Origin of the sequence: Thermogladius sp. KZ2Tp1 (assembly GCF_051131135.1) — an archaeon.
GTDB lineage: Archaea > Thermoproteota > Thermoprotei_A > Sulfolobales > Desulfurococcaceae > Thermogladius.
Map to the genome: position 1 here is coordinate 180,708 of NZ_CP151274.1, position 14,657 is coordinate 195,364.

Below are 14,657 nucleotides of genomic sequence, written 5' to 3' on the forward strand. Positions count from 1 at the left end.
CCCTCGCTACTTGATCAGTACGTTCGACACGTCCATAGACTTCACAGGCATCGCACAACCTTTTCTAACGCAGATTACCTCAGCTAGTATACTGACAGCTATCTCCTCCGGTGTATCGCTACTAATGTCGAGGCCAGCAGGCATGTGGAGCCTACCCCTGAAATCGGCTAGGTTGAAGCCTTCGTCCATTAACCTCTTCAACATCCACGCACACCTGCTACGGCTACAAAGCGCCCAGACGTGGCCGGGGAACTTAACCTCGACGAGCTTCTTGAGAACCCTGTAGTCCGTCTCGACCTCTCCATAGGCGATCACTAGGACGTCGCTCTTGACGAACTGCAGCTTTCCGACCTCGTCGTCGGGCTTCCCCACGATCACACTCTCGGCGTAGGGATACCGAACAGGGTTGGCCAGCTCTTCCTTATCGTCTATCACGATGACCCTGAACCCGACCATGTTTGCAATGTCCGCGACCGGCTTGCCGACGTGGCCCCCGCCAACCAATATCAGTCTAGGAGAGGGTTGTATGACGTTTATGAAGATCTCTACGACTCCTCCGCACAACTGGTTAGTAGCTATCGCGTCTTTAGGTATGTTGTCTCTCCTTAGAGCTAGCTTCAGGAGTTTGGGCTTCCCTTCGCTCAGGGCCTTCAATGCCTCCTCGATCACTATCTTCTCGAGGCTACCCCCGCCAATAGTCCCGTACTTGGCCCCGTCCTCCGTCACTACTATTTGGGCTCCAATATCCCTGGGACCACTACCCTCCTTGGATATAAGGGTTGCCACTGCTACGCTTCTGTTCTTAGACAGCTCCTCTATCAACTTACTGTAGAGGAACTCCGGCTTCATATCTTATCCTCCTCGACGACGTTTATGCCCCTTAACATTAGGAGTCTTCTAATCACTTTGTAATCGCTCTCCGTGAGGTCTTTAGAGAGCTTTATCATTACGTGGAAACCCCCTTGACCTATTATAGGCGACCCCTCGAAGAAGTACGCTGGTTGGTAGTTACCTGTCAAAAGTATTGGGTTGATATCGTTCAACACGTCCTGTATGTCCCAGTGCGAGTATGCCTCCTGGATTATGATCGTCCTCCTGGCGAGCCTCGCAATCATGCCGGTCACTTGTTGGATTTAAATCGGAGCACACCCTATTTAAGACGAACCAAGAAGGCTTCGAGGACTCCGCTTAAGTGATCTAGGATGTCCGTGTTAACAGCCGGTTTCATAGCAGCTCTAGCTCTAATGATAGCCACACTGGCAGCGGGGTTGAAGCCTTACATCTCGGTCCTAGCCTCGCTTACGCTGTTCTCGGTAGTGGCGTACGGACCTGCGTTCCCCGTGGTTTGGTGGCGCTCTGTCAACCAGAGCTTTCTTGTGACATTCGCCTCACTGGTCGCAGCTATGTACCTTGCCGAGCTGTACCGGGGTAGCGCTATTTCTAAGCAAGTGGTGGAGTCGCTGGAGTCCGTAAGCCCTAGACTGGCGGGCGTCTCAATACCCGCGGTGATCGGCCTGTTGCCGATGCCTGGAGGGGCTTACGTCTCGGCCACCTTAGTCAACGACGTGTACGAAAGAGCCGACTTAAACCCCGAGGAAAAGACATTCTTGAACTTCTGGTTCAGACACATATGGATCACCGTGTGGCCGCTATACCAAGGAGTAATAATAGCCTCGTACATAACCGGCATGGACGTGAGAGAGATCTCCTTAAGCAACATCCCCATAACACTGGCGAGCGTAGCCTCGGGTCTACCCTTCCTCTTCTACTTCATGAGACTTAAGAACTCGGTCAAGAGAAGGGGGTTGCGGGGCCTCGTACACCTGTGGCCCTTCGTATCCATAGCCGTCCTCAACCTAGTGCTCAACATCAACGTCTTCTTTTCGGTCTTCATCACAATACTGGCCTACACGCTAGTATACAGAGTCAAGTTGGAGCACCACGTTAGAGCCCTGAAGTATAGTTTGAACCCCCATATTATAGTCCTGGTCGCCGCGAGCCTAGTGTACGGGTACGCCATATCCGAGAGCGGTCTAGCGTACGAGCTCGGGGGCCTCCTCAGGCCCGTCGAGGTCTCCATATTTGTAGTAACGGCCCTCATCGTGGTGGCTACGGGGTTCGAGTTCACCTTCAGCTCGATCGCGTTCCCGGTCTTCAGGCCGTACTTAAACCCGGTAAACGTCTTCTACGGGTTTCTGGGCGGGTTTACCGGGAGCATGCTCAGCCCGGTCCACGCCTGTCTCGTCCTCTCAGCCGAGTTCTACAAAGCCAACCTGAGGAGAGTGTACAGGTACCTCCTACCGGCGACTGCGTTGTCTGTGGTAACGGGCCTCATATTGAAGATGGCCCTGTAGAAGACACGCTTCGTCCGCTCATCGGCTAGGGTCAGGCAGTCGAAACGGCCTCAAGCCTCCTCTTACTTACGAAGACCGTGTGTGCGAGCGGTTCGGTGTAGATCTGGGTCCCCGTTAGCCTGAGCCACATCCAGTAGCTTGTTCTCTTCTTGAACCTCCTGACGCGGCTCGTCGACGCCCCCGCTTGTTATGGGTGATTTCTTTGTTTAAAAGGAGGCGGGTAAGGATAAAATAGTCCCGTAAGCTAAACTAGGATAGAAGGTGTATAGATGAGTAGTATACAACAACTTTTCGAGAAGGCAAGCAACTTTGTCAAGGAGCTCTCCAAGCCTTTTGTGGGGCGTGACGAGGAGGCTTTGGTCATAAGCCTTGGTGTCCTGACAGGAGAGCACGTTATCCTGGTCGGCGAGCCGGGTACCGCGAAGTCGGCGATGGCGAGAAGGGCGGCCGAGCTAATAAACGCCAGGTTTTTCAAGTACCTGCTCACGAGGTTCACAGAGCCGGACGAGCTCTTCGGGCCGATCGACATAAATGCGCTTAAGACGGGAAAGTACGTCAGAATAACCTCCAACAAGCTCCCTGAGGCGGAGATAGCATTCATAGACGAGATATTCAACGCCAACTCTGCCATACTAAACACTCTTCTGACGCTGATGAACGAGCGGATAATCTACGACGGCTATAACGAGATAAGAGTCCCGCTGTGGACGCTTATATCGGCGTCTAACAACGTACCCGACGAACCGGAGCTACAAGCCTTGTACGACAGGTTCCTATTTAGGCACTTCGTAAAGCCTGTCGAGGAGGACAAGTGGAGTAGCCTACTAGACGCGGCCTGGGAGATCGAGGTTAGAGGCTTCGGGGCGACGAAGCACGTATTATCCATGGACGAGATAAGAGAGCTATACAAGCTGGTACTCTCGGTCGACGTGAACAGCGTGAAGGAGAAAGTCCTACGTCTCTTCGCCATATTCGAGGACCAGGGAATTCATATAACGGACAGGAGGAAGGGGAAGAGCCTGAAGGCCCTTGCGGCGATGGCGGTGATCAACGGCAGGATGAGGGCTGTCGAGGAAGACTTGATGGTCTTGAAGTACGTAGTAGCACGCGACAGGGAGGAGTACGAGAAAGTCTACGGCATCTTGCTCGAGGAGGTCAAGGCTAGTGAAAGGCTCGCGAGAGAGCTCGCCGAGATCGAGAACAACGTCAAGGAGGCGTTCAGGTACATCGGCAAGTTGTCGGACCTCGACCCCAGGCTAGTCGACTACTTGAGGAGTTTCGAGTCGGTGAAAGAGAGGGTCAAGCGGCTGGCGGAGGAGTCTGGCGACCAGCGGATCCGGGAGAGGGCCAGCAAGCTCTTAGTGGAGGTCGAAGAGCTAATTGAGGTGATCAGGAAGAAGCTCTCGCTGTAGTGGTATTGATGGCCAAGGGCGTGTTGGCAGGCGTCAACTACGACGACCCAGTCGTCAAGTACAGGGGTTCGAAAGTAATAAGGCTCATAACGTTGATCCAAGGCCGTAAACCGCCAGACCTAAGCGAGGCGTTGAGCACCGACTTCTTCTACTCCTTCTACCTCCCAGCACCTGTCCTCGTAGAAGACGTTGAGAAGGCTCTAGAGAGGCACTACGCGATCGTTAAAAGCCTACTGGAGTCGCGGAGGTTCAACGAGGTCAGGAGTAAGACGGTACTCGACTCTTTCACCAGCTCGCTGGCGGCCTCTGTTTTCGCGAGCGAGCTTATCAAGGCAATCGAGGAGAGTACGAAAGGTTATCACCCGAGTGAGGGGAGGGAGGGGCAAGAAAAGAACATCCGGGAGAGGGTAGAGAGAGCAGTAGAAGCGACAGCGCGGATCGTAGACAACGTGAAAGCGCTAAAGAAGATGGCCGAGGGGGATCAACCGGGGTCTTCGAGCCTGTACGAGATAGAGGAGTACTCCATGGACTTGCTAAAGCTAGCTAGGAACCTGGACGTGTCGAAGATTCTTGAGCTGATCAAGGGTCTTAAGCCCTGGATGCTCACCACAACCGAAGAGAAGCAGAACTTCAAGCGGGGCGAGTACGACGGGTACGAGCTCGGCAGGGACGTCGAGAGAGTGACGTCTTCGAACCTGGCCCTGCCAGAGGAGCTGTTCGACCTCAGGTTTGTCGAGGGACGCCTTTTACTTTACAAGAAAGTCCTAAGCAAAGGTAAGGGGCCCGTCTACGTCCTCCTAGACAAGAGCGGTAGCATGGACGGGTTAAAGATGACGTGGGCTAAAGCCGTGGCGCTTGCGATCTTCATGAAGGCGAGTAGGGAGTTCAGGGACTTCTACTTCAGGTTCTTCGACAGTATAACGTATCCTCTCGTCAAGATCGAGAGAATGCTGAAAGCCAGGCGAGTTGTAAAGATGATAGACTACATAGCGAGCGTGAGAGGGAGCGGGGGTACCGATATCACGAGGGCTATCATAACCGCGACAACAGACCTGAGAACGGGGCGGACAAAGAACGTCTCCGACATAGTCTTGATCACTGACGGGATCGACAGGATCGCCGAGCAGCAGGTCGCTTACGGGCTTAGGAAGGCCGGGGCGAGGCTGATCACAGTCATGGTCGGCGGCGAGAACAAGAGCTTGAAGAAGATATCCTACAGGTACCTCAAAGTGGAGAAGTTCGGCTCTGGAGACCTACTAGCGGTTGTTGACGCGATCCCAAGGTAAACTCTGCTACTCGCTGACAAGGCGCCGGCGTAAAATCGGGTATAACACCTGGAGCAGAACCGATAAGGCTACGAGAGCAACCGAGGCCGTGAGGTACACTAGGCCTTCCACGCCGCTCCTATACCTCGCGAACTCTATCCTACTGTAGTAGACCGTTGAGTTCCAGGGCTGGATTAAGACGTACGTCTGGTTCACGGTATTGAAGTACCTTGACATGTACTGGACACCTTCAGTCCCTAAGCAGCCCTGCCAGTAGTCTAGCCCCACACCGGGGGTATATACGGCTATCACGCTGGCGTTCGTCCTTACGTTTATCAAATAACTCCCGTTAAAGAAGTCTAGGACGCCCAGCTCGTACCCTACTCCTGTGATGTTGACCTTGTCAAAGGGCCTGTCGGCGACCCTAGCATACCAGCCGGTCATGACGGGGCTCTTCTCTACTGCGACCGTGTAGTAAGTGTACGTGGACAGCGCGGCCACGACTAGGATGAGTACTAGTAGTGCGTGTATCTTGTCCCAGGTGACGTTAGCCCTCGTCCTCGAGATCGCCAGGGAAAGGACGCCTAGACCTACGACTAGTAGTAATATCTGGATCCAGTCCGGGCCGTAGCCTCTCACAACCAGGACCTCACCCCTGTTGGCCGGCGTGATTTGTAGAGCCGGCACGAATCCGGACAAGTAGGTACTAGCAGATACTCCTCTTGCGTCGTTGAAGTCCGTGACCACGACAGCTACACGTCCTACCGGGGCTATGTAGATGCTTGTGTTGTCAGGGAAGACGCCGTATAAGACAGAAGGCTGAACTAGCTGCTGGACGACGACGAGCGTTACCGAGACCGCTACGTAGACGAGCAAGAGCTCGAACTTGAGCGCGGAGCCAGGTTTATCCAATCGGGTCGACCTCGGGAGCTTGTTAATAGCACAACTAGGATAAAAATCAGGCGTTCGAGGAGAGAACCAGCGCGAGGCCGATTAGAGTTGAGTAGAAGCCGGGCTGCTCAGACTCGTCCCTGAAAACGTCCAATACGTGGTTGAGGTCCGAGCCCAGGGCCTTGAACAGCTCTAACGCCACGCTTCTACAGTACTCCAGCGACTCGCTGTCTTGGAGGTCCAGTAACTCCGCTCTTTTACAGTACCAGCCCGCGTGCAGTGCCTCTTCGACGAGTTCCTGGTCAATATTGGCATCCCATATCTTCTTCAGGTCCAGTTTCGAAACATGATCAACAAGCCCTTCGTAGTAGCCTAGCGGACCCACGAGTCCGAGCCAGTCGTTGATGCTGGCCCAGATCAGCTTAGTAGCCTCGACTTTTTCGTCCTCACTGCCCACCGTGTATAGTGAAAGAGAGACATCGATAGAGTACGAGATGGCTAAGAGCCTTTCTTCGTCCTCGAGGTATTCGTTCTCATCGGCTAACGCGTTGCCGGTCGCTTCAACAGACATCGTTACACCAGAATTGAATGCCCAGAATAACGGTTTTTAAGCCGTCGGGTCTGGCCTCATTTAAAAGCCTTGTACGCAATAGAAAGTGGAAAGTTTAGCCAGCACCCGTTGAGGCGAGCTAGTAGTATGGAGCAGGACTTCAAAAGAAGGATACTGGAAGTTCTGTCTGTGACCACGCTTGTCAACTTCCTTACAGGGTTTAACGCGAGGCTCGCCATAGTGGGGCTACCTACAATAGCTTCTAGTCTCCACGCGGACTTGTGGCAGTCGATCTGGATTATCCAGGGGTACATGCTTGGGTCTACCATAATTCAGCTGGTCGTTGGTAGACTGGCGGACCTGTATGGTAGGGTGAAGTTGTTCAACCTCGGTGTAGCCATATTCGGGCTTTCCGCTCTCTCAGCCGGTGCGGCGCCAAACCCGGTAATCCTCATTGTATCGAGACTGCTCCAGGGTGTTGGAGGGGCCTTTCTAATGTCGTTAACGATCACACTGCTCACCGACTACGTCCCCAAAGAGAGGTTAGCGACGTGGCTAGGCATAAACCAGGTATCATGGAGAGTCGGCGCTCTAGTCGGCTTGACAGTTAGCGGGTTCATAATCGATGCCCTGGGGTGGAGGTGGGTCTTTCTAGTCCAGTTCCCGATATCGTTGGTCATTCTCTTGTGGTCTCAGGCGAGGCTGAGAGACATCTACGTACCGGTGGAGAGGCCTGTCGTAGACATCACTGGTTTCACGCTGTTCACGGCCTTCATGTCGACCCTACTCGTAGGGTTGACGCTCCACGGGTACGGTTTCGCTGACATTTCCCTAGCGACCCTCGTTCTGAGTTTCGTGGCCCTAACGCTCTTCGTCTTCAACGAGTTGAGGACGAGGAGCCCGGCGCTAGACCTGCGGTTGTTTAGGTCTTGGACTTTCACGGGTGGTATAATAGCGCAGCTGCTCTACTCGGTAGGGTTCGGGGCCTCTATGACGCTCCTAGCACTCTACTTCCAAGTGGTAGAGGGTTATTCCCCGAGCCTGACAGGGCTGCTGATAACCCCGTACGAGCTGGCCTTTCTGGTCTTCGGGGTACTAGGAGGCTACCTTTCCGACATCGTCGGATACCCGATCGTGTCCTCTGTAGGCCTCGCTATCTCGTCGTTCTCGTTATTTGGCTTGTACACAGTCAACACCACAGCACGCATACTTATTTACGAGTCGCTTCTAGGGGTCGGTACAGGCCTTTTCGTTTCACCAAATACCAGCAGTATAATGTTGTCTGTCCCTCCAGAGAGGCGGGGCGTAGCGTCATCGCTCAGGACTATATCCTTCAACGTCGGGTTCGTGGCTAGCTTGAACATAGCCGTGCTCTCAATAACGAACTACGTCCCTTACAAACTGGCATCAATGCTCATAACCGGTGGTCAAACAGCCTCGACGTTTTTGACGAGCAGTAGGACGGCCCTGTTGGGGAAGGCTATAAAGTACTCGTTCCTGGTCCAGTCCCTGATAATGGCTTCTGCAATCCCATTCTCAATATCTAGGCTCAAGCAAGCTGCCCCGAGTTCGAGGACCTCCGCCTTCAGAGGCTTATAGAAGTAGAAGAGGCATGCTCTGAGCCGGGATACCCTTTGTCCAGTTCACGTGACCGCCGTTTGAACGCGTGACACCGGCTAGGTCTAAGGATTGACCAAGCACACGGGCCACGTTGGGGGCTAGACCTCCAGGATACCTCTCCTACCTGAGCACCGTGTGCCCCATGTAGAGCCACACTAGGAAACATCTCTGTGCTCGACTAGGCGAGAGTAGTACGGGACAAACGTCTAAGATTTTGAAGGCGGGCTTGGCTCCGCCCACCAGGTTGTTTTGCCAGCTACCACTCAACCGGCTCCACTATATCTAAGCCTAAATGCTAGCATGGACATGGATAGCCGTTCAGCAGGCGTGGTGTGATGTTCAAGTGGATTATACCTGGGCTCCTAGCGCAGTCTCCTCGACCGAGCCTCGGCGAAGTCGACGTTGTGAAAAACGTGTTCACGGGAGTCGTCAACCTCCTTTCAAAGGAGGAGAGACCCGAGGACCTTATAATGGCCTTGACATCTAGAGGTGTCGAGGTCTACCACGCCCCAACTCACGACTTCCACCCCGTAGAACTAGTCCACGTTATAGGCTCCATAGACTTCATCGAGAGACACCGCGAAAGGAGTGGTAGAGTACTGGTCCACTGCTCCGGGGGTGTCGGGAGGAGTAGCCAGGTCACCGGTAGTTACCTGGTATATAGGGGCTACGACCTTTACACAGCTGTGAGAAGGGTTAGGAGCGTCGTCAGCGGGGCTTTCGAGATACCTTGGCAGCTCAGGCTCCTCGAAGACTTCGGTACTCTCGTCGAGCTCATGGGTGGGGAGAGCGTGATCACCCAATACCGGGCTTTAGCCAGCGAGCTCGGGTTTAAGCGGCTTCTCCACTTGTCGAAGGCTGTCCAGTTCGCGATAGAGCTGGGCAACTTGATCGGCATGGGGAGACGCGAGTTGAGGAGTTCTATCGAAGACGTTATAAAGGAGGTGAGAGCCGGTGGAGTCGAGCATGTTACCGGTATCGCGAGGCTGGCCGTAGTGCTAGACCAGGACATGAGCGGGAGGGTCGTCGTACTCGACGGTGAGGTGGATAGCGGGGTCTTGCACTTGAGGCTGCTGTGCGACTTTCCGTGCGATGACATAGCCTCTAGAGTCGCGAGGGCTTCGACCGAGTTGGAGTTGAGTGGGGTGAGAGAAATCCACGTGGAGACGGGTCTCTACATGGACTACGTTTTCTAAAGCCCCTGGTCCTCGGAGCTCCTGTTAGCTCTCTTCTGGAGTTCCGCGGGGGTAACTTATCCTCCCAAATTTTGGTTGATGTGCCGAGAAGGAAATCGTTTTTTATCTTTCCCATTAAAGAGTTAGCCAGGTGAGGTTATGGACTACCTCGTCAAGCCGGGTTACGGGCCCGAGTGGGGTAGTGGCGGAGTATTTGGCTTGACCTACTACAGAAAAATCCTGTACTACACGTTATCGATGGAAGCAGAGGCGCACTTCCGACACGACAGCGAGGAGACGGTTTACAGGTTCGAGCTATTGGGGCCGGGCCCTTCGTCGGGCGGAGACACGTACAACGCCGTCGAGACCGTGGACGAGTACATATACTTTGGCGGGTGGGTCCATAACCCAGCCGTCTACAAGTCAAGAGAGGGGTTCGCCGGTGAGATCGATTTCAGGAACAAGTACTCACACGTACACGAGTACAACATCAACGAAAAGACTGTTAGGCTTGTCTGGAGCGAGACTGCCAGAAGCGAAAGGGAGTGGGCTGGTGAGGTATCCGAGATAGTCTACGACTGGCTGAACGACAAACTCCTACTAGCCAGGGCCGACGGGCACTTCAACCTCGGGATATTTGAGCTAGACAGGTCCAGTAGCGAGCTGAAAAGGCTCAGCGACATCCCAGGGTTGAAGGGCAGCCTCTTTCTGGAGTTCGCGTGCTTCGACATGCAACCGGACTGGAGGAGGGGTGTAGACGGGGTCCAGTGCTACGACCCACACGAGAAGAGGATGCTCTACTATAGTGTCCGGGACTGGACCGCTGTGAGCGTAGACGGTGAAGGCGTCGAGAACAGGGGCAGCGGTTACGCGGTCTCAGCCTACGCTAGGTACTGGCACTTCTTCAGGGGTGGACTACTCGTAGGAAACCCTGTTGAGCCTGATGTCGAAGAGCCCTCGTTTGTTCGCTTGTTCGACTTCCCAGGAACGCAGTACTCGCCCTCCAGGAGCAACGCCCTCGTAATCGGGGGCGGTGTACTAGCTGTGTTCAACGCCTACTCTCACGGAGCCCTACACGTGGCGGAGCCCAAGAAAAGCTTGGTAAGGACTCTAAACTACAGCGTGGGCCCGTCTGTTCTCGTCTACATAACTCCGCCAGTTGCTAGAATAGTCCTCGCAGCGGGCGCCAGGATCACGAGTATGACCAAAAGAGGCGGCGACGTGCTACTCGGCACGAACAACTCCCCCAACCTGGGAGGGAGGGACGCGACCAAGATCGATGTCGGGGTGAGAGAGGTCTTGAGCGTAAGCGAGGAGAGCATCCTCACGGGTAGACAGCCACCTGTCGTTTTCAGGGTCGAAGGCTCCACTGTGGGCAGTAGGGTCTTCGGCGGCGTACCATTAACCGGGTACAAGGAGCCCCACCTGAGGGTATACTCGAGCAAGCCCAACACTCTTAAGGTGAGCGAGTACGACGTAGGCTTACCGCCGAGACTTGTCGACACTAGCAGCTATTCCATTTCTGAGGGCTGTAACAGAGTAGACCTAAGCAACCACGACAACATAGTCTCGTTTAAGTTGATGAGCCCCGACGAGAAAGCGGTGGTGTATATAGTCCTAGAGTAGTCCCTTAGCTCCACTGCTAGCGTTCACGCCAGCTTTTTAAGGAGGTCTTCTACGAACTTGACGACCTCGTCCTTCGTCGTGAGAGTCGAGACCTTTTTAGCTGACTCGGCAACAATGACCTTGTTCCCAACCCTCGCTCTGACCAGGTCTACCTCCTTGAACGAGTAAATGTCTAGGACCTCTACCCCCCTCTTTCTCGCCTCCTCTCGCAATATCACGACTGGGCTCTTCGGCATAGTAACCCCCCTTACTATTTAAGTAACCATTTCGGGCTCTTTAAAAAGGTAGAGTGAGACTTTGAGCAGTAAGAGGAAGTGCGTGAAGTGGGGTCCGTCGGGCCTCTTGGTCAAACTAGAGGACGACGCCTTAACGATCGAGGGGAGCTTCAACGTAGAGGTCAGGCCCAGAGGGGTGGTCTTCGAGCAGGTCAAGTCGTATCGCGTAGCGAGCGACGAGAGAAAGAAGTACATCTACGTGGAACACGAGGAGCTAAAGCCCGCGGACGTTATGAACTGTAGCGAGGAGCTGGACTTGGGAAAATACGTGATAAGCAGTGTAGACATAGGGTTCGAGGAGTACGTGACGGTGACCACACCCGGCGAGAGCTTGATCGACTACCTGGTCCTGACCAGGCGTATCTCGTGTGTTGTCGTATCGCGTAAGAGGGAGCCTTACTTTGACCTCACGCAAGGGACTCTCGCTATCTACCTAGTCTAACTACCGATATAGACGACCGTTCCTCTGACGTCCTCGAGTTGCCCCGTTAAAGCTTTGACGGCGTCATCGGCGTTGAACCCGCTCATCAAGACCACGGGGACCCTAAACTTGGCAGAGAGCTCTATGGCTGACCTGACCTTGCCAGATATCCCGCCTGTAGCGTCGGTAGCTGACCGAGCTCCCAGACTCTTCAAGACCCTCCCAGCGTTACTGCTATCGATCCTCGAGATGAGCTCGGGTTCCTCGCACTTCTTTGGGTCGCACGTGTAGACCCCTTCCACGTCCATGAGGAAGACGAACAGCGAGGGCCTAATCCTTTCTGCCAGCAGTGAGAAGACCGCCTCTGTGGAGAGCACGGAGTAGCCGTCCTCGGTGAAAACGCACTCCCCGTAGACCACAGGTCTTATCCCCCTCTTGATCGACATCACGACTGGCAGGTGATTGACCACGAACCCGCCGGGTCCACCTGTGATAATGGCGCTTGTTTGGATAGAGGTGGCATCGACTCCTTCGAGCACGAGGTAGTCGACAACGAGCTTGTTCAGCCAGCGTGTCGTTGACTGGCACCTTACAAGCAGGGACCTGGCGCCGTACTTATCGCGCATGGCTTTTACGACTGTGTGGGCGAAGCTGCCGCCTCCGTTACCTAGAACCAACGGCAGCTCAGCTGGGACTTCCCTCAATATCCTAGCGAGGGAACTCAAAGCGCGGAAGTTAAGGCTGAAGGGCTTCTCTTTGTTCGTCAGAAAGCTACCCCCGGCTTTAAGGTAGACCACGGGTTCACCTGGGTCCGCGGAGTTCTTCACCGCTCATCTCTCCTTAGCCTATTTTTATCTTCGAGCGCCTAATCTAGGTTTTGAGTGCAGTTAAAAACTCGTGCGGTGGTTTAAGTACATGCGCTTTACTGTCAATCGCTTCGTCGAGAAGCTGGAGAGGTCTTGGATCCCGTTAATAGTAGCCAACATCTTTATAGCGTTTGCGGCGCCTTTCACAACCGCTTACTACGATTACAGGTACTTCGAGCAGTGGTACGATATAGCGATTAAGTACGGCTTGAGCAAAACGTATACTCTAGCTGCGAAGACGGCCTATTTTCCGTTGACGGTCTACACGTTCCTGCTCTTCCACTGGCTAGGGCTAAGTCTCGCAAGCCTGCTCAAGTTCGAGGCGGGCCCCTTGAACCCCGTAGTAGTCTTGGTCGACAAGATACCTTTCATATTGAGCTTCAACCTCATATACCTCGTACTCCGGAGGAGGTACGGGTACGCGGCCGGCCTACTGTGGTTGATCAATCTAAGCGCATATTCAACCTTGGCGGGCTTCCAGTTCGATCTCCTCGTAGCTTTGCTCATTTTGTTGTCCATGATACTTCTCGAGGAGGGAAAAGCAGAAAAAAGCCTGCTGGTAGCATCTCTTGTCACTCTACTCAAGCAGATCTTCGTGTTCACCGCTTTGGTCCCCTTCGCCTACATACTCAAGCGCCACGGTCTAAGGAAGGCGCTCGTAGACGCCTTTGTGTACTTCGTCGCGCCGATCGTGTTGTTCTCGCTGCCCTTCCTACTCTACGACCCGGTAGACTTCGTCGCAAAAAGCCTCCTATTCCACGGTCTCCGCTACCCGCAAGACCTGAGTTTGTGGGCGGTACCCCTCTACGCGGTGTCGTTCAACGTCCAGCTCTTGCCGGAGTTCATTACGTGGGCTTGGGTCGTGCCCTTCGCAGCGTTCATGGCCTACCTTTTCTACAAGCTAGTCCGCATGGGAGTCCACATAGAGAAAGCGCTGTTCTACTACGTCCTGGTCGTTAGTGGAATATTGGTCCTCAACAAAGTAGGAGGGCTCAACTACCTGACCTGGTTGACCCCCCTTCTCATAGCGATGTCGGCCAGGCTAGGAGGGGACCTAGGACTTAAGCTAAGGAAGGTGAGCGTGGCCCTGCCCATGTGGAGCCTCGCAATATACCCGTTTTTCACGTTCTACACCGCGGTGATCGTCGGAGGGGACATATACATCGTGGAGGACTCTAGCTGGGAGCCCGCTGAGGGGATTTTCTACGCGAGCTACGGGTACCACAACCCGCTAGCGGCCATTATCTCCTTCCTAAAGTCCAGCCCCACCTCCTACTTCATCTTTAGGAGCCTCTACAACGCAATGCCCCTAACCTCAATCATGGTAACTTTAGTTTACAACGCGGCGATCATTTACGTGATGAAGGTTGCCTGGCGCTCGGCAGGGTGGTAGATGTTGCTCTTGCTAGTGGGCATAGGGATGAAGTACGAGGACCTGACACTACAGGCGATCCAGGCGATCGAGTCCGCCGACCTTGTAATCGTCGACACGTACACTAGCATTCACGGCGACATCGACAGGGTCATAGAACTGATCGGACGCAAAGAGGTCCGGCTAGCTAAGCGCAGCGACCTGGAGGGAGTGGGCATTGAGAGGATCGTCGAAGAGGCGGCGAGGAGGAACGTAGCTATACTTGTACCGGGCGACCCACTAATAGCCACGACCCACGAGGCCATAAGAGTGGAGGCCGCGAAAAGAGGGGTGAAAGTGAAAGTCGTGAACGGTCTAACAGTGGTCGCACTAGCATTCAGTAGGAGTGGGCTCCATTTCTATAAGCTGGGTAGGACTGTGACCCTGACGTACGACCCCTCCTCTGTCGACTACGTGCTGAGAGTCATACAAGACAACACATCTAGAGGTCTGCACACGCTGATTCTACTCGACTTGAGAACAGAGGAGTCGAGGGCTATGACCGTCCAGGAGGCTGTTAGCATGTTGCTGGAGGCGGATAAGCAAGGGTTATTAGCCGAGAGAGTCGGTGTGGGGCTTGCGAGGTTGGGGTTCAGCGACGAGTACATGGTGGCAGATCTAGTCCCGAACCTCGGGGGGTACAAGTACCCTGGCCCCCCGCACTCCCTCATAGTCACGGGAGACCTCCACTTCATGGAGGTGGAGAGCTTGAGGTACAACTGTGGCCTGCCGGAAAAACTGTACGAGAGGCTAGTAAAGCGTCTTTAGAGGCGCGTCGGCCTAACTGGGTC

The 14,657-nt window shown here is 54.3% G+C and carries 15 protein-coding genes; 9 read left to right on the forward strand and 6 right to left on the reverse strand.

Features of this window, described 5'->3' with window-relative positions; translation table 11 throughout:
- Window positions 1-6: 6 nt before the first annotated feature.
- Together WLZ34_RS00870 and WLZ34_RS00875 are read right to left on the reverse strand one after the other, a co-directional pair.
- Window positions 7-849, reverse strand: coding sequence for an XdhC family protein (locus tag WLZ34_RS00870; protein WP_434731500.1), 843 nt, complete (start codon window positions 847-849; stop codon window positions 7-9).
- Window positions 846-1,115 (reverse strand): hypothetical protein, encoded by a 270-nt coding sequence (locus WLZ34_RS00875; RefSeq protein ID WP_434731501.1) that lies wholly within the window; start codon window positions 1,113-1,115, stop codon window positions 846-848. Before WLZ34_RS00875 ends, WLZ34_RS00870 begins: the two co-directional genes overlap by 4 nt.
- Before the next feature lie 87 nt (window positions 1,116-1,202).
- Between WLZ34_RS00875 and WLZ34_RS00880 the strand changes: the two genes are divergently transcribed.
- From WLZ34_RS00880 to WLZ34_RS00890, 3 genes are all read left to right on the forward strand, one after another.
- Complete coding sequence (locus tag WLZ34_RS00880) at window positions 1,203-2,354, forward strand: DUF401 family protein (protein ID WP_434731502.1); 1,152 nt, start codon at window positions 1,203-1,205, stop codon at window positions 2,352-2,354.
- Between the two features lie 269 nt (window positions 2,355-2,623).
- Window positions 2,624-3,766 carry an AAA family ATPase gene (locus tag WLZ34_RS00885; RefSeq protein WP_434731503.1) on the forward strand — a complete coding sequence of 381 codons (1,143 nt, stop codon included), beginning with the start codon at window positions 2,624-2,626 and terminating at the stop codon, window positions 3,764-3,766.
- An 8-nt stretch (window positions 3,767-3,774) separates the two neighbouring features.
- Window positions 3,775-5,052 carry a vWA domain-containing protein gene (locus tag WLZ34_RS00890; protein WP_434731504.1) on the forward strand — a complete coding sequence of 426 codons (1,278 nt, stop codon included), beginning with the start codon at window positions 3,775-3,777 and terminating at the stop codon, window positions 5,050-5,052.
- A 6-nt stretch (window positions 5,053-5,058) separates the two neighbouring features.
- Here WLZ34_RS00890 and WLZ34_RS00895 read toward each other — a convergent pair whose 3' ends face one another.
- Window positions 5,059-5,943 carry a hypothetical protein gene (locus tag WLZ34_RS00895; protein ID WP_434731505.1) on the reverse strand — a complete coding sequence of 295 codons (885 nt, stop codon included), beginning with the start codon at window positions 5,941-5,943 and terminating at the stop codon, window positions 5,059-5,061.
- A 46-nt stretch (window positions 5,944-5,989) separates the two neighbouring features.
- Window positions 5,990-6,493, reverse strand: coding sequence for a hypothetical protein (locus WLZ34_RS00900; protein WP_434731506.1), 504 nt, complete (start codon window positions 6,491-6,493; stop codon window positions 5,990-5,992).
- Between the two features lie 69 nt (window positions 6,494-6,562).
- Between WLZ34_RS00900 and WLZ34_RS00905 the strand changes: the two genes are divergently transcribed.
- From WLZ34_RS00905 to WLZ34_RS00915, 3 genes are all read left to right on the forward strand, one after another.
- Window positions 6,563-8,071, forward strand: coding sequence for an MFS transporter (locus tag WLZ34_RS00905; RefSeq protein ID WP_434731507.1), 1,509 nt, complete (start codon window positions 6,563-6,565; stop codon window positions 8,069-8,071).
- Between the two features lie 356 nt (window positions 8,072-8,427).
- Window positions 8,428-9,288: a protein-tyrosine phosphatase family protein gene (locus WLZ34_RS00910; RefSeq protein WP_434731508.1), complete on the forward strand. Its 861-nt coding sequence runs from the start codon at window positions 8,428-8,430 to the stop codon at window positions 9,286-9,288.
- Window positions 9,289-9,426: 138 nt separating this feature from the next.
- Window positions 9,427-10,893, forward strand: a complete 1,467-nt coding sequence (locus WLZ34_RS00915) for a DUF2139 domain-containing protein (RefSeq protein ID WP_434731509.1) — start codon at window positions 9,427-9,429, stop codon at window positions 10,891-10,893.
- A gap of 23 nt (window positions 10,894-10,916) precedes the next feature.
- Here WLZ34_RS00915 and WLZ34_RS00920 read toward each other — a convergent pair whose 3' ends face one another.
- A complete protein-coding gene (locus tag WLZ34_RS00920) occupies window positions 10,917-11,129 on the reverse strand; it encodes a hypothetical protein (RefSeq protein WP_434731510.1) in 213 nt (70 codons plus the stop codon).
- Between the two features lie 61 nt (window positions 11,130-11,190).
- Here WLZ34_RS00920 and WLZ34_RS00925 point away from each other — a divergent pair, with 61 nt between their 5' ends.
- A complete protein-coding gene (locus tag WLZ34_RS00925) occupies window positions 11,191-11,610 on the forward strand; it encodes a hypothetical protein (RefSeq protein WP_434731511.1) in 420 nt (139 codons plus the stop codon).
- Here the strand turns inward: WLZ34_RS00925 and WLZ34_RS00930 are convergent.
- Window positions 11,607-12,386, reverse strand: a complete 780-nt coding sequence (locus WLZ34_RS00930; protein ID WP_434731512.1) for an isopentenyl phosphate kinase — start codon at window positions 12,384-12,386, stop codon at window positions 11,607-11,609. The two genes, WLZ34_RS00925 and WLZ34_RS00930, sit on opposite strands and share 4 nt — an antisense overlap.
- A 118-nt stretch (window positions 12,387-12,504) precedes the next feature.
- On the opposite strand from WLZ34_RS00930, the gene WLZ34_RS00935 reads away from it, so the two are divergent.
- Window positions 12,505-13,848 carry a hypothetical protein gene (locus tag WLZ34_RS00935; RefSeq protein ID WP_434731513.1) on the forward strand — a complete coding sequence of 448 codons (1,344 nt, stop codon included), beginning with the start codon at window positions 12,505-12,507 and terminating at the stop codon, window positions 13,846-13,848.
- Window positions 13,849-13,851: 3 nt separating this feature from the next.
- Window positions 13,852-14,634, forward strand: a complete 783-nt coding sequence (gene dph5 / locus WLZ34_RS00940; protein WP_434731514.1) for a diphthine synthase — start codon at window positions 13,852-13,854, stop codon at window positions 14,632-14,634.
- Window positions 14,635-14,657 lie beyond the last annotated feature (23 nt).